Origin of the sequence: Trinickia sp., from assembly GCF_051953955.1 — a bacterium.
GTDB lineage: Bacteria > Pseudomonadota > Gammaproteobacteria > Burkholderiales > Burkholderiaceae > Trinickia.
This window is the reverse complement of the sequence record NZ_JBQCIF010000089.1, coordinates 35,492-55,290: the sequence shown is the minus strand read 5'-3', so window position 1 is coordinate 55,290 and position 19,799 is coordinate 35,492. Positions and strand designations below refer to the sequence as shown.

Here is a 19,799-nt window from a genome sequence, read left to right as displayed (position 1 = left end):
GAGTAGCACGCGAATGGCATTGACGCTCGAGCAAATTGCGCAGCGCTTTGGCGGCGAAGTCGTCGGGGACGCGGCCTGCAAGGTCGCGGGCCTCGCGCCGCTCGATCAGGCGCAACCGCATCAACTGGCGTTTCTGGCCAACCCGAAATATCTGTCGCAGGTCGATACGACGCAAGCCGGCGCGGTGCTGATCGCGCCCGCCGATCTCGAGAAGCTCGCATCGCGCGAGGGGCGCAACTTCATCGTCACCCCGAACCCGTACGCTTATTTCGCGCGGGTCGCCCAGTGGTTCATCGACTTGGCGGCGCCGAAAACGGCAGCCGGCGTGCATCCGAGCGCCGTCATCGATCCGAGCGCGCAGGTGGCGCCGGACGCCGTCATCGGGCCGCACGTGGTGATCGAAGCCGGCGCCGTCATCGGCGAGCGCGTGCGGCTCGATGCGCACGTCACGATCGGGCGCGGCGCGCGTATCGGCGAAGATTCGCATCTGTACCCGAATGTGGCCGTCTATCATGGCTGCAAGATCGGGCCACGCGCCATCGTGCACGCGGGCGCCGTCATCGGCTCGGACGGGTTCGGCTTCGCGCCTGATTTCGTGGGCGAGGGTGACGCGCGCACGGGCAGCTGGGTCAAGATTCCGCAGGTCGGCGCCGTCACGATCGGCGCCGACGTCGAAGTCGGCGCCAACACCACGATCGATCGCGGCGCGATGGCCGACACGATCATCGAAGACTGCGTGAAGATCGACAACCAGGTGCAGATCGGCCACAACTGCAAGATCGGGGCGTACACGGTCATCGCCGGGTGCGCCGGGATCGCCGGCAGCACGACGATCGGCCGCCATTGCATGATCGGCGGGGCCGTCGGTATCGCGGGTCACGTCACGCTGGCCGACTTCGTCATCGTGACGGCGAAGTCGGGCGTATCGAAATCGCTGCTCAAACCGGGCATGTACACGAGCGCTTTCCCGGCCGTCGGCCATGCCGAATGGAACAAGAGCGCGGCGCTGATGCGCAATCTGGACAAGATGCGCGAGCGCATCAAGGCGCTGGAAGCCACGCTGGCCGAGCGAGGTGGCAACGCCGCGTAAGGCAAGCGCTCGGGCACCGCACGGCGCGGCGGTGCCTGCAGGCGAGCATATTCGTCGCCACATCAGCATTCGCAGTCAATCACCCGCGCGAGAACATTGCGTGGAGCAGACACACCATGAGCACTGAAAAAATCAATCTCGACATCCATAAGATTCTCACGCTGCTGCCGCATCGCTATCCGATCCTGCTCGTGGATCGGGTGCTCGAGCTCGAGCCGCACAAGAGCATCAAGGCGTTGAAGAACGTGTCGATCAACGAGCCGTATTTCATGGGGCATTTCCCGCAGCGCCCGGTAATGCCCGGTGTGTTGATCCTCGAAGCGCTCGCGCAGACGGCGGCACTCCTGACGTTCGCCGAGGAGCCGCACGATCCCGAAACGACGCTGTACTACTTCGTCGGCATCGACGGGGCTCGCTTCAAGCGGGTCGTCGAACCGGGCGATCAATTGATTTTGAACGTGACGTTCGAGCGCTACATGCGCGGCATCTGGAAGTTCAAGGCGCGCGCGGAAGTCGACGGCGTTACCGCCGCCGAAGCCGAACTGATGTGTACGGTCAAGCACACGAACGAGTGACGAGAAGGGCGACTAGCGCATGAGCAGGATTCATCCCACCGCGATCATCGAGCCGGGCGCACAGCTGGCCGACAGCGTCGAGATCGGGCCGTATGCGATCGTCGGCGCGAACGTCACGATCGGCGAGCGCACGACGATCGGCTCGCATAGCGTGATCGAAGGCCATACGACGATCGGCGCCGACAACCGGATCGGCCACTACGCGTCGGTCGGCGGCCGGCCGCAGGATATGAAATATCAGGGCGAGCCCACGCGGCTCACGATCGGCGACCGCAATACGATTCGCGAATTCACGACGATCCATACCGGCACCGTGCAAGACGGGGGCGTGACGACGGTCGGCGACGACAACTGGATCATGGCCTACGTGCACATCGGCCACGATTGCCATGTCGGCAACCGCGTCATCCTGTCGAGCAACGCGCAGATGGCCGGGCACGTCGTCATCGGTGATTGGGCGATCGTGGGCGGCATGTCGGGCGTCCATCAGTTCGTGAAGATCGGCGAGCATTCGATGCTCGGCGGCGCGTCTGCGCTCGTGCAGGACATCCCGCCGTTCGTCATCGCGGCCGGCAACAAGGCCGAGCCGCACGGCATCAACGTCGAAGGACTGCGGCGCCGCGGTTTTTCGGCGGATGCGATCTCCGCGCTGCGCAGCGCCTACCGGCTGCTGTACAAGAACGGCTTGTCGCTCGAAGAGGCGAAGGTGCAGCTCGCGGATCTCGCATCGGCGGGCGGCGACGGCGACGAGCCCGTGCGCAAGCTGATCGCCTTCATCGAAGCTTCTCAGCGCGGCATCATTCGCTGAGCGATGACGCAATCCCATGCATTGCGCCTCGCGATGGTCGCGGGCGAGCCGTCCGGCGATCTGCTGGCGGCCTCGCTGCTCGGCGGCCTGGCCCGCACGTTGCCGGCTTCCACGCGCTATTACGGCATCGGCGGCCCCCGCATGGCGGCACAGGGTTTCGAGGCCCACTGGCCGATGGACAAGCTGGCCGTGCGCGGCTACGTCGAAGCGCTGCGCCACATTCCCGAAATTCTTCGCATCCGCAGCGAACTGAAGCGCCAACTGCTGGCGGAGCCGCCGCACGCGTTCATCGGCGTCGATGCTCCCGATTTCAACTTCGGGCTCGAGCAGCCATTGCGCGGCGCCGGCATTCCCACGATCCATTTCGTTTGCCCGTCGATCTGGGCTTGGCGCGGCGGCCGCATCAAGACGATCGCCAAGGCTGTCGATCACATGCTCTGCGTGTTCCCGTTCGAGACGGCGCTGCTCGAAAAAGCCGGCGTGCCCGCCACCTACGTCGGCCATCCGCTGGCGGACGAAATCCCGCTCGAGCCCGATGTCGCGGGTGCGCGTGCAGCGCTGGGTCTGCCTTCAGCCGGTCCCGTCGTAGCCGTTTTGCCGGGTAGCCGGCGCTCGGAGATCGGCTTGATCGGCCCGACGTTTTTCGCGGCGATGGCGATCATGCAGCGGCGCGAGCCGGAGCTGAAGTTCGTGATGCCCGCGGCGACGCCCGCGTTGCGCGAACTGCTGCAGCCGTACGTCGCGGCGCATCCCGGACTTGCGCTGACGATCACGGACGGCGATGCCCAGCGCGCCATGACGGCGGCCGATGCGGTGCTCGTGAAAAGCGGGACGGTCACGCTCGAAGCGGCGCTGCTCAAGAAGCCGATGGTGATCTCCTACAAGGTGCCTTGGCTGACGGGGCAGATCATGCGCCGCCAGGGGTACTTGCCATATGTCGGCCTGCCGAACATTCTGGCGGGGCGCTTCGTCGTGCCGGAACTGCTGCAGCATTTCGCGACGCCCGAGGCGCTCGCGGATGCCACCCTCGTTCAGTTGCGTGACGAGGCCAATCGGCGCACGCTGACGGAGGTGTTCACGCAGATGCATCTGACGCTGCGCAGAAACACGTCCGAGCGCGCAGCCGAAGCTGTTGCGCGCGTCATCGAAGCGAGGAAGCCGCGTCTATGACGAGTTCGCCATCGCCGCGCGTGAAGCGGGCCACCGCCGCGCCGGGGCCGCAGTCCGAAGCCGGCACGCCTGGGCCTAGCCGCGCGCGGTCTGGCATTGCATCGCAGGGCATGCTCGATTTCAGCTCGCCGCTCGACATCGTATGCGGTGTCGACGAAGCCGGGCGCGGGCCGCTCGCGGGGCCTGTCGTCGCGGCCGCCGTGATCCTCGATCCAAAGCGCCGCATCCGCGGGCTCGACGACTCCAAGGCGTTGAGCGCCAAAAAGCGCGAGGCGCTCTACGAGAAGATCGTCGAGCGATCGCTGAGCTTTTGCGTGGCCTCGGCGAGCGTCGAGGAGATCGATCGGCTCAACATCTTGCATGCGACGATGCTGGCCATGAAGCGGGCCGTCGAAGGGCTGTCGATGACGCCGACGCTCGCGCGCATCGACGGCAACCGTTGCCCGCAGCTCTCGGTGCGCAGTGAAGCCGTCATCGGCGGGGACGCGCTCGTGCCGGCGATCTCGGCGGCGTCGATTCTCGCGAAAGTCACGCGCGACCGCATGCTGCTCGACTTGCACGCCCAGTTTCCCGTGTACGGTTTCGACGCCCATGCCGGCTACGGTACGCCCCAGCACTTGGCGGCGTTGGCTGAGCACGGCCCGTGCGAGCACCATCGCCGGTCGTTCGCCCCCGTGCGCGTGGCATTCGAGCGGCTCGGCGTCAAGGTCACGCTGCCCAGCGGTGCGACCGTCGCGGCGTCTGAAATCGGCGACGACGCATTCGGTGAGGGCGCGCTCTCATGAAGGCGATCACGTCGCGCGACAATCCGTTCTACAAGCGTCTGAAGGCGCTCGCTGCTTCGACGCACCAGCAAAAGAAAGGCGGCCAGGCGTTGTTGGAAGGTTTTCACCTGGCCAGTGCCTACCTCGACGTCGCGGGGCAGCCCGAAACGTGCGTCGTGACCGAAGGCGCGTTGCAGCACGACGAAGCGCAGACCATCGTCGCGCGTGTTCCGGCAGAGTGCGTCGTCGTGCTGCCCGACGCGCTGTTCGGCCAATTGTCGAACGTCGTCAACGGCGTCGGCATGCTCCTCGTCGTGCGCAAGCTCGAGGCCGCGCTGCCCGAGCGTGTGCATGAGCGCTGCGTCGTGCTCGACGGCGTGCAGGATGCGGGCAACGTGGGGTCGATCCTGCGCAGCGCGGCCGCCGCGGGCGTGAAACAGGTATTCTGCGCGCCGGGGACGGCCTATGCGTGGTCTTCGAAGGTGCTGCGCGCCGGGATGGGCGCGCATTTTCTGCTCGAGGTGCACGAGGACGTCGAGGCCGCCACGCTGATCGAGCGTCTGGCCGTGCCGGCGGCCATTACCGATTCGCACGCACCGCAGGCGCTCTACGATTGCGATCTATCGGGGCCGATCGCCTGGGTTTTCGGAAACGAGGGGGCCGGGGTATCGGCCGCCTGGCGCGCGGCCGTCTCGCATCGGCTGACGATTCCGCAGCCGGGCGGCATGGAGTCTCTGAACGTGGCGGCGGCCGCCGCCGTTTGCCTCTTCGAGCAGTGCCGCCAGCAGCGCGCAATGCGCTGACTTTCTTCTTGCTTTCCGCCGGCTTTCAATAAGTCGGCCGGTCGAGCTTGATTTCCTGCAGGATCGTCGTCGCGATCTCTTCGATCGACTTGTGCGTCGACGACAGCCACTTGATTCCCTCGCGCCGCATCAGCGCTTCGGCCTCGTTGATCTCATAGCGGCAATTTTCCGGCGCGGCGTATTTGCTTCCCGGCCGCCGTTCGTTGCGGATTTCGGAAAGCCGCTGCGGATCGATCGACAAGCCGAACAGCTTTTCGCGATGCGCGATCAGCGGCGTGGGCAGTTTGCCGCGCTCGAAGTCCTCGGGGATCAACGGGTAGTTGGCGGCTTTCACGCCATATTGCATCGCGAGATACAGGCTCGTCGGCGTTTTGCCGCTACGCGAGACGCCGACGAGGATGACGTCGGCATCGGCCAGATTGCGGTTCGACTGGCCGTCGTCGTGGGCGAGCGAGAAGTTGATCGCCTCGATCCGCGTCTTGTATTCCTCGGTGTCGGCGTTCTGGTGCCCGCGTCCGATCGCATGCGTCGACTTCATCTCGAGTTCTTGCTCGAGCGGCTCGACGAACTGCTGGAAGATGTCGAGCACGAGCGCGTTCGAATTCTTGACGATCGCGTTCGAGGCGCTGTCGACGAGCGTCGTGAAGACGATCGGACGGCGGCCGTCGAGTTCGGCCGATTCGGCGATCTTTTCGATCGTGGCGTAGGCCTTGTCGATCGAATCGACGAACGGCACGCGAACGAGACGGAATTTTTGGTCGAATTGGGACAGGATCGAGTGCGCGAAGGTTTCGGCGGTGATCCCGGTTCCGTCCGAGACGATGAATACGGTAGGCGGCATCGGCAAACGCGTCAGAAGCAGCGGGCGCTGCGGGAAGAAACGCGATTTTCGCGCGTTTTCGCGGGCATGGGTGCCAGCGATTTACATTTTGTCATCCGCTTGTCGCGACAGCGCAAGCAGGGACGGAGAAGCAGGTTAGAATAGCGGCAACCTGTTGGATAAGCAATTGCAATCGGCGGCGCGGCGCGATTGCTTCTCCAACAGGTTTCGCGTGCTGCGCGGCAGGGCTCCAATGGGCTCGCGCGCACCAAGCCCACACGCGCGACCGAGTATTTTTTTCACACTTAGGGGCTTGTATGACTAACGCAGCAAACGTCACGAAGGATCAGGCGTATGTAATTCCGTTCGAGCAGCTACGGATGACCGATGTGGAGATCGTGGGCGGCAAGAATGCGTCGCTCGGCGAGATGATCAGCCAACTGGCCGAGGCCGGCGTGCGCGTGCCCACGGGCTTCGCCACCACGGCGCTCGCCTTCCGCGATTTCCTCAATCACAACAATTTGACCGAACGGATCGCCGCTCGGCTCGAGACGCTCGACGTCGACGACGTCAAGGCGCTGGCGGCCGCGGGCAAGGAAATCCGCGCGTGGATCGTCGATGCGCCGATGCAGCCGCGCCTCGAGGCCGAAATTCGCGCGCAGTTCGATGTCCTCCAAGCCAGCTCGCCCGAGGAGCTGTCGTTCGCCGTGCGCTCGTCGGCGACGGCCGAGGACCTGCCTGACGCGTCGTTCGCCGGGCAGCAGGAAAGCTATTTGAACGTGGTCGGCATCGAGGATGTCCTCGATCGCATGAAGCACGTCTTCGCGTCGCTCTACAACGACCGCGCGATCTCCTATCGCGTCCACAAGGGCTTCACGCACGCGGAAGTCGCATTGTCGGCCGGTGTCCAGCGCATGGTGCGCTCCGACGTCGGCGCGGCCGGCGTGATGTTCACGCTCGATACCGAATCGGGCTTCAAGGATGCCGTCTTCATCACGTCGAGCTACGGCTTGGGCGAAACGGTCGTTCAGGGCGCCGTGAACCCGGACGAGTTCTATGTCTTCAAGACGACGCTCGAACAAGGCAAGTACCCGATCATCCGCCGTTCGATCGGCTCGAAGCTCATCAAGATGGAGTTCACGAAGCCGGGCGAGCCGGGCCGCGTGAAAACGATCGACGTCTCGCACGAGCAGCGCAACCGCTTCTCGATCACGGACGAAGACGTCATCGAGCTCGCCAAATACGCCGTCATCATCGAGAAGCACTACCAGCGTCCGATGGACATCGAGTGGGGCAAGGACGGCCGCGACGGCAAGCTGTTCATCCTGCAGGCGCGCCCGGAGACGGTGAAGAGCCAAGGCCACGGCAAGGTCGAGCAGCGCTTCAAGCTGCGCGGTCAATCGCAGGTGCTCGCGACGGGCCGCGCGATCGGCCAGAAGATCGGCGCGGGCCGCGTGCGCGTGATTCACGATCCGTCGGAGATGGAGCGCGTGCAGCCGGGCGACGTGCTCGTCGCCGACATGACGGACCCGAACTGGGAGCCCGTGATGAAGCGCGCGTCGGCGATCGTCACGAACCGCGGCGGCCGCACCTGCCATGCCGCGATCATTGCGCGTGAGCTCGGCGTGCCGGCCGTGGTCGGCTGCGGCGATGCGACGGACGTGCTGAAGGATGGCGCGCTCGTCACGGTTTCGTGTGCCGAAGGCGATGAGGGCAAGATCTATGACGGCCTGTTGGAAACGGAAGTCACGGAAGTCTCGCGCGGCGAGCTGCCGCCGATCCCCGTCAAGATCATGATGAACGTCGGCAATCCTCAACTTGCGTTCGACTTCTCGCAGTTGCCGAACGCCGGCGTCGGCCTCGCGCGGCTCGAGTTCATCATCAACAACAACATCGGCGTTCACCCGAAGGCGATTCTCGAGTACCCGAACGTCGATCAGGACTTGAAGAAGGCCGTCGAGAGCGTTGCGCGCGGCCATGCCTCGCCGCGTGCGTTCTACGTCGACAAGCTGACGGAAGGCATCGCGACGATCGCGGCGGCATTCTATCCGCGGCCGGTGATCGTGCGTCTGTCCGACTTCAAGTCGAACGAGTACAAGAAGCTGATCGGCGGTTCGCGCTACGAGCCGGACGAGGAAAACCCGATGCTGGGCTTCCGCGGCGCCTCGCGCTACATCGCACACGATTTCGCGCAAGCGTTCGAGATGGAGTGCATGGCGCTCAAGCGCGTGCGCGAGGACATGGGCCTCGCGAACGTCGAGATCATGGTGCCGTTCGTGCGCACCGTGAAGCAGGCCGAACGCGTGGTCGGCCTGCTCGAGAAGTTTGGCCTCAAGCGCGGCGAGAAGGGCTTGCGCCTCATCATGATGTGCGAGGTGCCGTCGAACGCGATTCTGGCCGAGCAGTTCCTGCAGCATTTCGACGGCTTCTCGATCGGCTCGAACGACTTGACGCAGCTCACGCTGGGCCTCGACCGCGATTCCGGCATGGAATTGCTCGCCGTCGACTTCGACGAGCGCGACGAAGCCGTCAAGTTCCTGCTCAAGCGGGCAATCGAGACGTGCCGGCGCTTGAACAAGTACGTCGGCATCTGCGGCCAAGGCCCGTCGGATCACCCCGACTTCGCGCAGTGGCTGGCCGATGAAGGGATTGCGTCGATCTCGCTGAACCCTGACACGATCATCGATACGTGGCAAGCGCTGGCGAAGGCCGCGAAGTAACGTCGTCGCATTAGGGGGCCGCATACGGATGCTGGCCCCGCTTCGTGTTATAACGCCCCGGTAATCCGGGGCGTTTTCATTCGAGGGGACCATTTCATGGCGCCGAACGATTTTCTTTGGTGGATCGGTGCGGGGGCACTGATCGTCGCCGAACTGCTGACGGGCACGTTCTACTTGCTGATGATCGCGCTAGGCTTCATTGCCGGGGCGCTCGTCAAGCTGGGCGGAGGCAATCTCGCCGCGCAGTGCATCTGTGCTGCGGCCGTTGCGCTTGCCGCCGTCCTGCTCTTGCGGCGCACGCGCTTCGGCCGCCGCCGCCAGCGGCGCGATGCATCGGTCAATCCGGACGTCGTCTTGGACATCGGCGCGCCGGTCGAGGTGGCGGCATGGCGCGATGGCCAAGCGCGTGTGCCGTATCGCGGCGCTCAGTGGGACGTCGAACTGGCTCCGGGCGAACGCGAGGACGCTCGCTTCTACGAGATCGCGGCCGTGCGCGCCAACCGCCTCATCTTGGTCGAGAAAGGGCGCGCCTCGGCGCGCTCGCATCATCCGGTGTCAACAACGAAGGAGTGAACAATATGGACATGACTATCGTCGCGGTCGTGCTGCTCGTCGTCGTCATTGCGATCGTCGTTCAGGCGATCAAGATCGTGCCGCAGCAGCATGCGTGGGTCGTCGAACGTTTCGGCCGATATCACGCGACGCTCGTGCCGGGGCTCAATATCGTGATGCCGTTCGTCGATCGTGTGGCCTATCGCCACGTGCTGAAGGAAATTCCGCTCGATGTGCCGGGCCAGATCTGCATCACGCGCGACAACACGCAGCTGCAAGTGGACGGCGTGCTCTATTTCCAGGTCACCGACGCGATGAAGGCCTCGTATGGATCGAGCAACTACGTGCAGGCGATCACGCAGTTATCGCAAACGACGCTGCGTTCCGTCATCGGCAAGCTCGAGCTCGACAAGACCTTCGAGGAGCGCGATCTCATCAACCACAGCGTCGTTTCAGCGCTCGACGAAGCCGCATCCAGCTGGGGCGTGAAAGTGCTTCGCTACGAGATCAAGGATCTGACGCCGCCGAAAGAGATCTTGCATGCGATGCAGGCTCAGATCACGGCCGAACGCGAAAAGCGCGCGCTGATCGCGGCGTCGGAAGGGCGCCGGCAGGAGCAGATCAATATTGCGTCGGGCGGGCGCGAAGCGGCGATCCAAAAGTCGGAGGGCGAGAAGCAGGCCGCCATCAATCAGGCGCAAGGGGAGGCGGCGGCGATCCTGGCCGTGGCCGAAGCGAACGCGCAGGCCATTCAAAAGATCGCGCAGGCGATCCAATCGACGGGCGGCATGGATGCCGTCAACCTCAAGGTGGCGGAGCAGTACGTCAATGCGTTCGGCAACCTGGCGAAAGCCGGCAACACGCTGATCGTGCCCGGCAATCTGTCCGACCTCGGTTCGATGGTGGCCTCGGCCCTCGCGATCGTGAATCGAGGCAAGGGCGCCGTGGCCGCGGACGGGCGTTGAGTGTCCTGATGCCGCCTCAGCTTGCCGAGCGCATGAGGCGCGCCTTCTCGCGCTCCCAATCGCGCTTCTTTTCGGTCTCGCGCTTATCGTGCAGCTTCTTGCCCTTGGCGAGGCCGACTTCGCATTTCACGCGGCCGTCCTTGTAGTGGAAGTTCAGCGGCACGAGCGTGTAGCCGCGCTGCTCGACCTTGCCGATCAGTTTCTTGATTTCGTCGCCGTGCAAAAGCAGCTTGCGCGTGCGCACGGGGTCGGGCTTGATGTGCGTCGAGGCTTCGGGCAGCGGGCTGATGTGCGCGCCGATCAGGAACAGCTCGCCGTCACGGATGATGACGTAGCCTTCCTTGATCTGGCCGCGCCCGGCACGCAGTGCCTTGACTTCCCATCCCTCGAGCACGAGCCCTGCTTCGTAGCGCTCCTCGATGAAGTAATCGAAGAAGGCCTTTCTGTTGTCGATGATGCTCATGGAATATGGACGGCGCCCAACTCGTTTAAAATCACGATTTTAGCAAAGCGGCGCTCAGGCGGGCCGCCACGCTCGCCCAACTTTCGCCGCGTGCAGTGCTTCTTATGGCTGATGTCCAGAAAACCGTATTGATCCGCCACTCGGCGGAGCGAATGTTCGATCTCGTCACCGACGTGGCCGACTACCCGAATTTCCTTCCTTGGTGCGGAGGCGTGGAAATTCGCAGGCAGGAGGCGCACGAGATGGAGGCGCGCATCGACATCAACTTCAAGGGCATCAAGCAGCACTTTGCCACGCACAACACGCAAGAGCGGCCCACGCGCATCGACATGGAATTCGCCGATGGCCCGTTTCGCAAGTTCACGGGGTACTGGCGCTTCACGCCCTTGCGCACCGATGCCTGCAAGATCGAGTTCGCGCTGCACTACGAGTTCTCGAGCGTGATTCTCGAAAAGATCATCGGCCCAGTGTTCAATCACATCGCGAACACGTTCGTCGAATCGTTCGTCAAACGCGCCGACGAGCGCTACGGCCGGCCATGAGCGCATCGCTGTCCGTCGAGGTGTGCTACGCGCGGGCCGGCGCGCAAACATTGATCGCGCTGACGCTGCCCGCTGGTGCCACGGTGCGTGAAGCGCTTACGGCGAGCCAAATCGCGTGTAGCCATCCCGAAATCGACCTCGCCACCGCCAAGGTAGGCATTTTCGGCAAGTTGACGACGCTCGATGCGCCGCTGGCCGATCACGACCGCGTCGAGATCTACCGTCCGCTCATCGTCGATCCCAAGGTGGCTCGCCAGCGCCGCGTGGAAAAGACGCGCCGCGCCGGCTCCGTCGAAGGGCGCAAGTGGCTGCACAAGGATTCGCGCTGACGAGCCGCCTCCGTCAAGGATTCGCGCCGAGCGGCACGTTCTCGATCGGGGCTGCGCGCCCGGCGCCATCGTCGTGACGCCGGACCGCCCACATGACGCCCGCGAGCAATAGCGCGATGGCAGCCGCTTCGAGGGGGCGGGGCAGCCGCGCATCGTAGGCGAACCCGTATAGCTGCGCGAACACCGTCTCGAAAACGATCAACTGCCCAGAAAGCGTCAGCGGAACGCGCTTGGACGCGGCGTTCCACAAGCCGGTGCCGATCCATGACGCGCCCACCGCGAGCCCGAGATTGAGGAGCCAGAACAGATGCCAGCGCTCTGGGGCGTGCGATGCCGCATGGACCGTGTTGGAAGCGAGCGCGCAGACGGCCCAAAGACAGGCGCCGAACAAGCCCGTGGCCAGCCCCAGCAGCACGGACCACTCGTTGCCGTCGAAACGAGGATTGCGCCGCAGGTAGCGCGTGTTGGCGACGGCGAACCAAGTCCAGGCGAAGAGGGCGCCCGCCGCGCAGACGATGCCCACGAGCTTGCTCAGCAAGCCGCCTCCGCCCGACGGCGACGGCGCGGCGGCGAATACGTCGACGTTGATGCAGACGATTCCGGCCGCCACGAGCACGAGCGGCCAGCGCAGCCGCGCGAGCGGAACGGCACCCGTGTCGCGCCGTCCCGCCAGCGTGACGGTGACGGGCAGCACGCCCACGATCAGCGACGTCGGGCCGATCCCGACCCGATGCACGCCTGCCGTCAGAAAGACGTAGTAGACGAGATTGCCGACGAGGGCGAGTGTGCCGACCGCCTTCAGATCGGCGCCCGTGAGCTTGCCCGCCAGGCGGCGCGCCATGGGCAAGGCCGCGGCGGCGGAGACGAGCCCGTACATCATGCAACGCGCTGCGCCGAACGGCAGCGGCGCGAAATCGGGCAGCAGGCGCGGCACGAGAAAGACCGTCCCCCAAATCGCGCCTGCCAACATCCCGTACATCACACCACGCCGCATGCCGCGCTCCTTCGTCGAAGTCATCGATGGGGCCAAGCGTAAGCGGGGAGGGATTCGGCGTCTTGTTCGATTCTGCAATGGCCCGTTCGGCGTGTCGCTTGCGCGCGACGCGAGAAGCCTGTGCTTTTCGTCTGCGTTTAATGTGCCGAGCGCGCGCCGAGGGGCCGCCAAGGGGCCGAACACGCGCCGGAGGCAAACGAACGTCGCGCGAACACGGGGTGAACCGAAAAGCGAAACTGCTCGCGGCGTTTCCCCACAAAAAACGCTAACTTGCTGTTCGCACAGTGAAAAACCAGGGAGGTATCGCGTATAATTCGCTTTTGCGCCTATAGGATTTGCCATGCGTCTGATCCAAAAAGCACTCACGTTCGATGACGTGCTCCTCGTCCCGGCGTTCTCCGACGTTCTGCCGCGCGACACCAGCCTCAAGACCCGGCTGACCCGCAACATCTCCTTGAACATGCCGCTCGTTTCGGCTGCGATGGATACCGTCACCGAAGCACGGCTCGCGATCGCGATGGCCCAGCAAGGCGGGGTCGGCATCATCCACAAGAACCTGACGGCCGCCGAGCAGGCGCGCGAAGTGGCGAAGGTCAAGCGGTTCGAATCGGGCGTCGTGCGCGATCCGATCACGGTTCCCCCGCAAATGAAGGTGCGCGACGTGATCGCGCTGTCGCAGCAGCATGGCATTTCGGGCTTCCCCGTCGTCGAAGGCGCCCAGTTGATGGGCATCGTCACGAATCGCGACCTGCGTTTCGAAACGCGGCTCGACGAGCCCGTGCGCACGATCATGACGCCGCGCGAGCGCCTCGTCACGGTCAAGGAAGGCACCGCACTCGCCGAAGCGAAGGCGCTGATGCACAGCCATCGCCTCGAGCGTGTGCTCGTCGTGAACGACGCGTTCGAGCTGCGCGGGCTGATGACGGTCAAGGACATCACGAAGCAGACGGAGCATCCGGACGCTTGCAAGGACGAGCACGGCAAGCTGCGCGTAGGCGCGGCGGTGGGCGTGGGCGCGGACAACGAAGAGCGCGTCACGGCGCTGGCCGCGGCCGGCGTGGACGTCATCGTCGTCGATACGGCGCACGGCCATAGCAAGGGCGTGCTCGAGCGCGTGCGCTGGGTCAAGAAGAGCTTCCCGCACGTCGAAGTCATCGGCGGCAACATCGCAACGGCCGACGCCGCGCGTGCGCTCGTCGAATACGGCGCGGACGGCGTGAAGGTCGGCATCGGCCCCGGCTCGATCTGCACGACGCGGATCGTGGCCGGCGTGGGCGTGCCGCAGATCACGGCGATCACGAACGTGGCCGAGGCGCTGAAGGGCACGGGCGTGCCCGTGATCGCCGACGGCGGCGTGCGCTTCTCGGGCGACGTCAGCAAGGCGCTGGCGGCCGGCGCGAATGCGGTCATGATGGGCAGCATGTTCGCGGGCACCGAAGAGGCGCCGGGCGACGTGTTCCTGTTCCAAGGCCGTCAGTACAAGTCGTACCGTGGCATGGGCTCGGTCGGCGCCATGAAGGACGGCGCGGCCGATCGCTACTTCCAAGACAACTCGGCGAACATCGACAAGCTCGTGCCCGAGGGTATCGAGGGGCGCGTGGCGTACAAGGGCTCGGTAGGCGCGATCCTGTTCCAATTGATCGGCGGCGTTCGCGCGAGCATGGGCTACTGCGGTTGCCGGACGATCGACGAGCTGCATGAGAAGGCCCAGTTCGTCCAGATCACGGCGGCCGGCATGCGCGAATCGCACGTGCATGACGTCCAGATCACGAAGGAAGCGCCCAACTACCACGTCGAATAACCGCTCGAGCGCCGATGAAACCGCTGCTGCGCGCCGTTCTGATCGTCGATGCGGGGCTCTATCTGAGCGCCGGCGCGGCGCTGCTGCTTTCGCCGCTTGCCGGCGTGCAGCGGACGCTGCAGTTGACGCCGATCGAGCCGGCCATGGTCGGGCAAATGCTCGGTCTCGTGCTGCTAGGGCTGGCGTGGCTTTCGCTGCGTGGGGCCTTCGACGGTGCGATGACGATCGGGGTAGCCAAGATCGTCGGCCACGTGACGTGGCTCGCCGGCGCGCTCGTGCTGGCGTGGACGATCGGGCCGCACGCATTGTGGCTGCCCGCGCTCGGTATCGTCCCGAATCTGCTCGTTGGCGGCTTGCTCGTCATCGTCGGGCTCGGCGGTGCGCGTTTCGCGGGGGCGGTGCGCCGGCGCGAGGTCGAGAAGGCGGCGCAGGCCGCGACCGGCGCGAAAGCGGCGAAGAAGCGCGATGCGGCGGTGGCTGCATCGGCGGCTTCGCAGGCGCCCGCTGAGCCGGTGCTACGGCCGCAGCCGGCGGCCTCGGGCGATGAGGCGGTGGCGGCTGCGGCGCCACGCCCGGAGCGCCGGATCGAGCGTCCGTTTGCGCCGTCGCCGGAGCCGAGCGTTCGTGCCCCCGATGGGGCGGCCGAATCGGCGCGCGCCGGTGCCGCCAGCGGCAGCGACGACGTGCACACAGATCGTCCGGCGTCCGCGCCGCGGCCTCCGTTTCATGGTTGAGTGCGCTCGCTCCCGCGCTTTCGACACAACGTTAACTCCTGCTCGTGCGCGGCCGTTGCGCGGCGCTCGATGCTTGGCCATTCATTCGCAGCGCGACGAGCGCTGCGTTCGCATTCGTTCACTATCGATCCGTGCCAGCCATGCATGACAAGATCCTGATCCTCGACATGGGTTCGCAAGTCACTCAGTTGATTGCGCGCCGTATTCGCGAAGCGCACGTCTATTCGGAGATTCATCCGTATGACGTCGACGACGCGTTCATCCGCGAATTCGCCCCGAAGGGCATCATCCTTTCCGGCGGGCCGAGCTCGGTCACGGAAGCGGATGCGCCGCGTGCGCCGCAGGCGGTGTTCGAGCTCGGCGTGCCGGTGCTGGGCATTTGCTACGGCATGCAGACGATGGCCGAACAACTCGGCGGCAAGGTGGAGCTCGGGCACGTGCGCGAGTTCGGCTATGCCGAGGTGCGTGCGCGCAACCATACGAGCCTGCTCGAGGGGATCGAGGATTTCCGCACGCCTGAAGGCCACGGCATGCTGAAGGTGTGGATGAGCCACGGCGACAAAGTCACGCAGATGCCGGAAGGCTTTGCGTTGATGGCATCGACCGAATCGTGCCCGATCGCCGCGATGGCCGACGAAGCGCGGCGCTTTTATGGGCTGCAGTGGCACCCGGAGGTAACGCACACGGTCAAGGGGCGTGCCATGCTCGAGCGCTTCGTGCTCGGCATTTGCGGCGCGCAGGCTGATTGGGAGATGGGGCATTACATCGACGAGGCCGTCGAAAAAATTCGCGCGCAAGTGGGCGGCGAGCATGTCATTCTGGGCTTGTCGGGCGGGGTGGATTCGTCCGTGGCCGCGGCGCTCCTGCATCGTGCGATCGGCGATCAATTGACGTGTGTCTTCGTCGATCACGGCTTGCTGCGATTGAACGAGGCCGAGCAAGTGATGGCGACGTTCGCCGATCATCTCGGCGTGCGCGTGATTCACGTCGACGCGAGCGAGGCGTTCCTCTCGAAGCTCGCCGGCGTGACGGACCCTGAGCAAAAGCGCAAGATCATCGGCGCGGAGTTCGTGGAAGTGTTCCAGGCCGAGGCCGGCAAACTGACGGACGCCAAGTGGCTGGCGCAGGGCACGATCTATCCGGACGTCATCGAATCGGCCGGCAAGGGCAAGAAGGCGACGCACACCATCAAAAGCCACCACAACGTGGGCGGGTTGCCCGAGACGTTGAATCTGAAGCTGCTCGAGCCGTTGCGCGAGCTGTTCAAGGATGAAGTGCGCGAACTGGGCGTGAAGCTCGGGTTGCCGCCTGGGATGGTCTATCGGCATCCGTTCCCGGGGCCGGGCCTCGGCGTGCGGATTCTCGGCGAAGTGCGTCGTGATTTTGCCGATCTGCTGCGCCGTGCGGATGCGATTTTCATCGAGACGCTGCGCAATACGATCGACAAGGAAACCGGCAAGTCGTGGTACGACCTCACGAGCCAAGCGTTCGCGGTGTTCCTGCCGGTGAAGAGCGTGGGTGTGATGGGCGATGGGCGTACGTACGAGTATGTCGTCGCGCTGCGGGCCGTGCAGACGCTCGACTTCATGACCGCGCATTGGGCGCATCTGCCGCATGAACTGCTCGGGCAGGTGTCGAATCGGATCATCAACGAAGTACGCGGGATCAATCGGGTTGTTTACGACATCTCCGGGAAGCCGCCGGCGACGATCGAGTGGGAGTAGGGGTTTCTCGAATTTCCTTTTTGATCAATGAATTGCGATGACCGTTAGATTTTGCGAAACCAATTATAAATTTGCGGTCGCTGGTCAGTAGGTTATTGACGAATAAGGGCTTTCCTAGCGAGCGTTTGCGCCTGCGGAAAGCCCTAGCCACTGCGATTTGACGGTATTTTTGACGGTCATACGCGGGCAGCGTGCGCCTACGCTGGCTCGATACCGTCAGCGGTGTTGACGGTATACCTGACGGTATCCTCACGAGGTGTGATAGTCGTAGACGCCCGACGCATGACGGACGACCGCCGGAAACCGAACGCAACGTCGCCCTGGTCCGATCAAGATGCCAACCGGCGAGTCAGAATTGCTTTGATGGGGCTTTTCTCGGACGATCGTATGGTGCCGCGCCTCGTGTTTGACGTCTTTTGGCATGGGACCGGAACCGGCCATCAACGGCCGCTGGACGAACTTGTCTGAGGGTCTGCTCGCAGATTGGCAAGAGACGATCGATGAAAGCCGATCAACGCGTTTCCCAAGGTGCGACGCGCAAGACTGAAACGCACGGCGCAAGCTTGCTGCGCACGGCACACATTTGCTAGTACAACGAGTAGCGGGAATAGGTCTCGATTGGAATGATTGCCTGAGCGGGAACGTCGCCCCCAGCGCGGGCTGTTCTCAAATGTTCGACCGCAGTGCGAAGCAGGAGCCGAAGATCCTGTGTGAGCAAATAGTCGATGGTATCGGAACGCAATAGCGGCTCTGTTATCCGGTTTACTTCGTGCGTGATATAGACCGTCCGGCCCACAAGATCGTGTTCGCGCAGCGCCGCAGCCAATCCTTCGTTGCCGCCCGCCACGTTGTAGATGGCGTCGAGCTTGCCGTGTCCCTGTAGAAAGCGCATCGTCGCCTCATAGGTCGCAGCGCCGGAATCTGCGCCTTTGATCACCTCCACGAGGCTCACGTTCGGGAACCGTTGTCTTAGCAACGAACGGAAGCCAATCTCGCGGTCCTCGTGGCACGTATAGGAAAACGTGGCGACGACCACTGCGACGTCGGGTGCGGTGTGCGCCTGCAGATGCCGTCCAATGAGGAACGCAGCAGACTGACCCGCCGCACGGTTATTGACGCCGACATAGGTGTGACGGGCGTCGGCATCGACGTCGGTGATCAGTGTCACGACCGGTTTGCCGGCAGCCATGCATTTGCGCAGTGCTGCGGTCGTTGCAGCCGTATTCGTGCAGATGATCGCGATACCGTCTGCCTCATCGGCAGCCTTGTGTACCCTCGCGGCGACTTCATCGTCAGGCACGCCCACGCAACCCTCGACCTCCAGGCGCACGCCCGACGCCGCGAATTCCGCTTCGAGTCCGGCCGCGCTGCGCGTCAACTCCTCCGTAAACGCGTCGCCTGCCTGCGACAGCAACCTGAACACGTAGCTGCGCTGTCCCACGGGAGATGCCGGGCGCACCGGCGTCTCCGAAGCCAATTGCCTTATCGCTGCATCGATAGCACTGCGCGTGCGCGGATGCACCCCGGGTCGGTTGTTCAACGCACGATCGATTGTCGCCCGGCTGAGCTGCGTCATTTCCATCAGTTGTTTCAGTGTCGGCTTGCCCATCGTCGCCCGGTCCTGGTCGTCGCAGCGCGGCATTGCCGCGCAGGCATCATTTTGCCTCAAAAATGAGTCTTTTGAGGCTTATCCGAAGGCGCATCGCCAAATCCGGCAAAAACTCGCTTTCGTCTCAGGGAATATCCTTTTTTGCCTCAAAATGATGCATCTATGCGTTTGACATTGGCTCAAAAAGAGCCTTAAATGCGCTCAAGGATGATCAATGCATCACGCAGATCATCACGACGGTTAACATCAGGCACAGGGTCCGATTCATGTCCAACCAGCAAGACGGCAGGCAAACGATCACCATGGACGACTGGTATAAATGCCGGCTCGACAGGAAGGTGCTCAAAGAGGTCACGCGGCGTAACGACACCGCCGCGTTGCTGCATTTTGGCGGTTTCATTGCGTTGGTGGCGGCAAGCGGGGCGTTCGCGTGGCTGTCGCTCGATACTCCCTGGTGCGTACCGGCGTTCTTTCTTTACGGAACGCTCTATGCCTTCGCGGAGGCGATGGAGCACGAGTTACGTCATCGCACGCCCTTCAAAAGCGAATGGCTGAACGAGTCGGTGCACTGGCTGATCTGCTTCATGACGTGGCGCGAACAGATCTATAGCCGCTGGTCGCATGCGCAACATCATACGTACACGCACCTGACAGCAACCGTCCCATCCGACGTTGAACTCGCGGTCAAACGGCCGCCGAACTACCTGAAACTCGTTACCGATTTTCTGCGTGTTTCGCACGGCATTCATCACCTAGGCAATATCGTTTTGCACACTTTCAGCATCGTGTCGAAGAGCGCGAAAGCCGTCGTGCCGGTCACCGAATATCGTGCAATGTGCCGCAATTCACGCGTGATTCTGCTGCTCTACATTGGCGTGGTCGGGTCGTCCATCGCCGCCCATAGCTGGTTGCCCGTGGTGTTTCTTCTGTTGCCGCGTGCCTACGGCGCATGGCTGCATGAATTGCTGGCGATTACCCAGCATACGGGGTTGCGCGAAAACGAACTCGATCATCGCGTTTCGACACGAACGATCAAGCTCAACCGGATGCTTCAATTCCTTTACTGGAATATGAACTATCACGTCGAGCATCACATGTTTCCTAACGTGCCGTTCCATGCGTTGCCGAAGCTGCGTGAGGCAATCCGGGAGGATCTGCCGCCTGCCTACGACGGCCTCTTTAGCGCGTGGAGAGAAATCCTCCACGTGTTCAGAATGCAGCGGCGCGATCCTGACTTTATGGTGACCCCCCTCGTGCCCGGCAAGCTGCCCGCCGCGGCTGCAGGCCAAACCGTCGGTACGCCGCCTGGCGCGGTTGAGGCTCGCTGAGCCGCGGA

Annotated in this window: 19 protein-coding genes; 15 read left to right on the top strand and 4 right to left on the bottom strand. The window is 63.9% G+C overall.

Going from position 1 to position 19,799, the window contains the following annotated elements; genetic code table 11:
- The first annotated feature begins 13 nt into the window (after window positions 1-13).
- The 6 genes from lpxD to ACTHNZ_RS17685 all read left to right on the top strand — a co-directional run bounded on the left by lpxD (window position 14) and on the right by ACTHNZ_RS17685 (window position 5,210).
- Complete coding sequence (gene lpxD, locus ACTHNZ_RS17710; RefSeq protein WP_440543852.1) at window positions 14-1,090, top strand: UDP-3-O-(3-hydroxymyristoyl)glucosamine N-acyltransferase; 1,077 nt, start codon at window positions 14-16, stop codon at window positions 1,088-1,090.
- A gap of 116 nt (window positions 1,091-1,206) precedes the next feature.
- A complete protein-coding gene (fabZ, locus tag ACTHNZ_RS17705; RefSeq protein WP_102643444.1) occupies window positions 1,207-1,665 on the top strand; it encodes a 3-hydroxyacyl-ACP dehydratase FabZ in 459 nt (152 codons plus the stop codon).
- Between the two features lie 19 nt (window positions 1,666-1,684).
- On the top strand, window positions 1,685-2,473 hold the full coding sequence (gene lpxA / locus ACTHNZ_RS17700) for an acyl-ACP--UDP-N-acetylglucosamine O-acyltransferase (RefSeq protein WP_440543851.1): 789 nt from the start codon (window positions 1,685-1,687) through the stop codon (window positions 2,471-2,473).
- Window positions 2,474-2,476: 3 nt separating this feature from the next.
- Entirely contained in the window at window positions 2,477-3,643 is a 1,167-nt protein-coding gene (gene lpxB, locus ACTHNZ_RS17695; RefSeq protein WP_440543850.1) for a lipid-A-disaccharide synthase, read from the top strand.
- Between the two features lie 110 nt (window positions 3,644-3,753).
- Window positions 3,754-4,428: a ribonuclease HII gene (gene rnhB / locus ACTHNZ_RS17690; protein WP_440543886.1), complete on the top strand. Its 675-nt coding sequence runs from the start codon at window positions 3,754-3,756 to the stop codon at window positions 4,426-4,428.
- The gene (locus ACTHNZ_RS17685; protein WP_440543849.1) at window positions 4,425-5,210 is read left to right on the top strand and encodes a TrmH family RNA methyltransferase; all 786 of its coding nucleotides are present in this window, start codon (window positions 4,425-4,427) and stop codon (window positions 5,208-5,210) included. Before rnhB ends, ACTHNZ_RS17685 begins: the two co-directional genes overlap by 4 nt.
- A 25-nt stretch (window positions 5,211-5,235) precedes the next feature.
- Here the strand turns inward: ACTHNZ_RS17685 and ppsR are convergent, their stop codons facing one another.
- The gene (ppsR, locus tag ACTHNZ_RS17680) at window positions 5,236-6,051 is read right to left on the bottom strand and encodes a posphoenolpyruvate synthetase regulatory kinase/phosphorylase PpsR (RefSeq protein ID WP_440543848.1); all 816 of its coding nucleotides are present in this window, start codon (window positions 6,049-6,051) and stop codon (window positions 5,236-5,238) included.
- A gap of 296 nt (window positions 6,052-6,347) precedes the next feature.
- On the opposite strand from ppsR, the gene ppsA reads away from it, so the two are divergent.
- The 3 genes from ppsA (at window position 6,348) to ACTHNZ_RS17665 (ending at window position 10,267) form a co-directional block, all read left to right on the top strand.
- Entirely contained in the window at window positions 6,348-8,750 is a 2,403-nt protein-coding gene (ppsA, locus tag ACTHNZ_RS17675) for a phosphoenolpyruvate synthase (protein ID WP_440543847.1), read from the top strand.
- Between the two features lie 96 nt (window positions 8,751-8,846).
- On the top strand, window positions 8,847-9,323 hold the full coding sequence (locus ACTHNZ_RS17670; RefSeq protein WP_440543846.1) for an NfeD family protein: 477 nt from the start codon (window positions 8,847-8,849) through the stop codon (window positions 9,321-9,323).
- A 5-nt stretch (window positions 9,324-9,328) separates the two neighbouring features.
- Window positions 9,329-10,267, top strand: coding sequence for an SPFH domain-containing protein (locus ACTHNZ_RS17665; RefSeq protein ID WP_440543845.1), 939 nt, complete (start codon window positions 9,329-9,331; stop codon window positions 10,265-10,267).
- 16 nt (window positions 10,268-10,283) lie between these two features.
- Here ACTHNZ_RS17665 and smpB read toward each other — a convergent pair whose 3' ends face one another.
- Window positions 10,284-10,730, bottom strand: coding sequence for an SsrA-binding protein SmpB (gene smpB, locus ACTHNZ_RS17660; protein WP_440543844.1), 447 nt, complete (start codon window positions 10,728-10,730; stop codon window positions 10,284-10,286).
- Window positions 10,731-10,834: 104 nt separating this feature from the next.
- On the opposite strand from smpB, the gene ACTHNZ_RS17655 reads away from it, so the two are divergent.
- Both ACTHNZ_RS17655 and ACTHNZ_RS17650 read left to right on the top strand, forming a co-directional pair.
- Window positions 10,835-11,272: a type II toxin-antitoxin system RatA family toxin gene (locus ACTHNZ_RS17655; RefSeq protein WP_440543843.1), complete on the top strand. Its 438-nt coding sequence runs from the start codon at window positions 10,835-10,837 to the stop codon at window positions 11,270-11,272.
- The gene (locus tag ACTHNZ_RS17650) at window positions 11,269-11,601 is read left to right on the top strand and encodes an RnfH family protein (protein WP_440543842.1); all 333 of its coding nucleotides are present in this window, start codon (window positions 11,269-11,271) and stop codon (window positions 11,599-11,601) included. Before ACTHNZ_RS17655 ends, ACTHNZ_RS17650 begins: the two co-directional genes overlap by 4 nt.
- Before the next feature lie 13 nt (window positions 11,602-11,614).
- Here the strand turns inward: ACTHNZ_RS17650 and ACTHNZ_RS17645 are convergent, their stop codons facing one another.
- Window positions 11,615-12,595: a DMT family transporter gene (locus ACTHNZ_RS17645; RefSeq protein WP_440543885.1), complete on the bottom strand. Its 981-nt coding sequence runs from the start codon at window positions 12,593-12,595 to the stop codon at window positions 11,615-11,617.
- A gap of 340 nt (window positions 12,596-12,935) precedes the next feature.
- On the opposite strand from ACTHNZ_RS17645, the gene guaB reads away from it, so the two are divergent.
- From guaB to guaA, 3 genes are all read left to right on the top strand, one after another.
- Window positions 12,936-14,396, top strand: coding sequence for an IMP dehydrogenase (gene guaB / locus ACTHNZ_RS17640; RefSeq protein ID WP_440543841.1), 1,461 nt, complete (start codon window positions 12,936-12,938; stop codon window positions 14,394-14,396).
- 14 nt (window positions 14,397-14,410) lie between these two features.
- On the top strand, window positions 14,411-15,130 hold the full coding sequence (locus ACTHNZ_RS17635) for a hypothetical protein (RefSeq protein WP_440543840.1): 720 nt from the start codon (window positions 14,411-14,413) through the stop codon (window positions 15,128-15,130).
- Between the two features lie 140 nt (window positions 15,131-15,270).
- The gene (gene guaA / locus ACTHNZ_RS17630) at window positions 15,271-16,854 is read left to right on the top strand and encodes a glutamine-hydrolyzing GMP synthase (RefSeq protein WP_440543839.1); all 1,584 of its coding nucleotides are present in this window, start codon (window positions 15,271-15,273) and stop codon (window positions 16,852-16,854) included.
- 586 nt (window positions 16,855-17,440) lie between these two features.
- Here the strand turns inward: guaA and ACTHNZ_RS17625 are convergent.
- Window positions 17,441-18,463, bottom strand: coding sequence for a LacI family DNA-binding transcriptional regulator (locus ACTHNZ_RS17625; protein ID WP_440543838.1), 1,023 nt, complete (start codon window positions 18,461-18,463; stop codon window positions 17,441-17,443).
- 266 nt (window positions 18,464-18,729) lie between these two features.
- On the opposite strand from ACTHNZ_RS17625, the gene ACTHNZ_RS17620 reads away from it, so the two are divergent.
- A complete protein-coding gene (locus ACTHNZ_RS17620; protein WP_440543836.1) occupies window positions 18,730-19,791 on the top strand; it encodes a fatty acid desaturase in 1,062 nt (353 codons plus the stop codon).
- The last annotated feature ends 8 nt before the right edge of the window (window positions 19,792-19,799 follow it).

What these genes read in the sequence shown, in the direction of transcription:
- lpxD (WP_440543852.1), top strand. Translation starts at nt 14, where the DNA reads ATGGCATTGACGCTCGAGCAAATTGCGCAGCGCTTTGGCGGCGAAGTC.
- fabZ (WP_102643444.1), top strand. Translation starts at nt 1,207, where the DNA reads ATGAGCACTGAAAAAATCAATCTCGACATCCATAAGATTCTCACGCTG.
- lpxA (WP_440543851.1), top strand. Translation starts at nt 1,685, where the DNA reads ATGAGCAGGATTCATCCCACCGCGATCATCGAGCCGGGCGCACAGCTG.
- lpxB (WP_440543850.1), top strand. Translation starts at nt 2,477, where the DNA reads ATGACGCAATCCCATGCATTGCGCCTCGCGATGGTCGCGGGCGAGCCG.
- rnhB (WP_440543886.1), top strand. Translation starts at nt 3,754, where the DNA reads ATGCTCGATTTCAGCTCGCCGCTCGACATCGTATGCGGTGTCGACGAA.
- ACTHNZ_RS17685 (WP_440543849.1), top strand. Translation starts at nt 4,425, where the DNA reads ATGAAGGCGATCACGTCGCGCGACAATCCGTTCTACAAGCGTCTGAAG.
- ppsR (WP_440543848.1), bottom strand. Translation starts at nt 6,051, where the DNA reads ATGCCGCCTACCGTATTCATCGTCTCGGACGGAACCGGGATCACCGCC.
- ppsA (WP_440543847.1), top strand. Translation starts at nt 6,348, where the DNA reads ATGACTAACGCAGCAAACGTCACGAAGGATCAGGCGTATGTAATTCCG.
- ACTHNZ_RS17670 (WP_440543846.1), top strand. Translation starts at nt 8,847, where the DNA reads ATGGCGCCGAACGATTTTCTTTGGTGGATCGGTGCGGGGGCACTGATC.
- ACTHNZ_RS17665 (WP_440543845.1), top strand. Translation starts at nt 9,329, where the DNA reads ATGGACATGACTATCGTCGCGGTCGTGCTGCTCGTCGTCGTCATTGCG.
- smpB (WP_440543844.1), bottom strand. Translation starts at nt 10,730, where the DNA reads ATGAGCATCATCGACAACAGAAAGGCCTTCTTCGATTACTTCATCGAG.
- ACTHNZ_RS17655 (WP_440543843.1), top strand. Translation starts at nt 10,835, where the DNA reads ATGGCTGATGTCCAGAAAACCGTATTGATCCGCCACTCGGCGGAGCGA.
- ACTHNZ_RS17650 (WP_440543842.1), top strand. Translation starts at nt 11,269, where the DNA reads ATGAGCGCATCGCTGTCCGTCGAGGTGTGCTACGCGCGGGCCGGCGCG.
- ACTHNZ_RS17645 (WP_440543885.1), bottom strand. Translation starts at nt 12,595, where the DNA reads ATGCGGCGTGGTGTGATGTACGGGATGTTGGCAGGCGCGATTTGGGGG.
- guaB (WP_440543841.1), top strand. Translation starts at nt 12,936, where the DNA reads ATGCGTCTGATCCAAAAAGCACTCACGTTCGATGACGTGCTCCTCGTC.
- ACTHNZ_RS17635 (WP_440543840.1), top strand. Translation starts at nt 14,411, where the DNA reads ATGAAACCGCTGCTGCGCGCCGTTCTGATCGTCGATGCGGGGCTCTAT.
- guaA (WP_440543839.1), top strand. Translation starts at nt 15,271, where the DNA reads ATGCATGACAAGATCCTGATCCTCGACATGGGTTCGCAAGTCACTCAG.
- ACTHNZ_RS17625 (WP_440543838.1), bottom strand. Translation starts at nt 18,463, where the DNA reads ATGGGCAAGCCGACACTGAAACAACTGATGGAAATGACGCAGCTCAGC.
- ACTHNZ_RS17620 (WP_440543836.1), top strand. Translation starts at nt 18,730, where the DNA reads ATGTCCAACCAGCAAGACGGCAGGCAAACGATCACCATGGACGACTGG.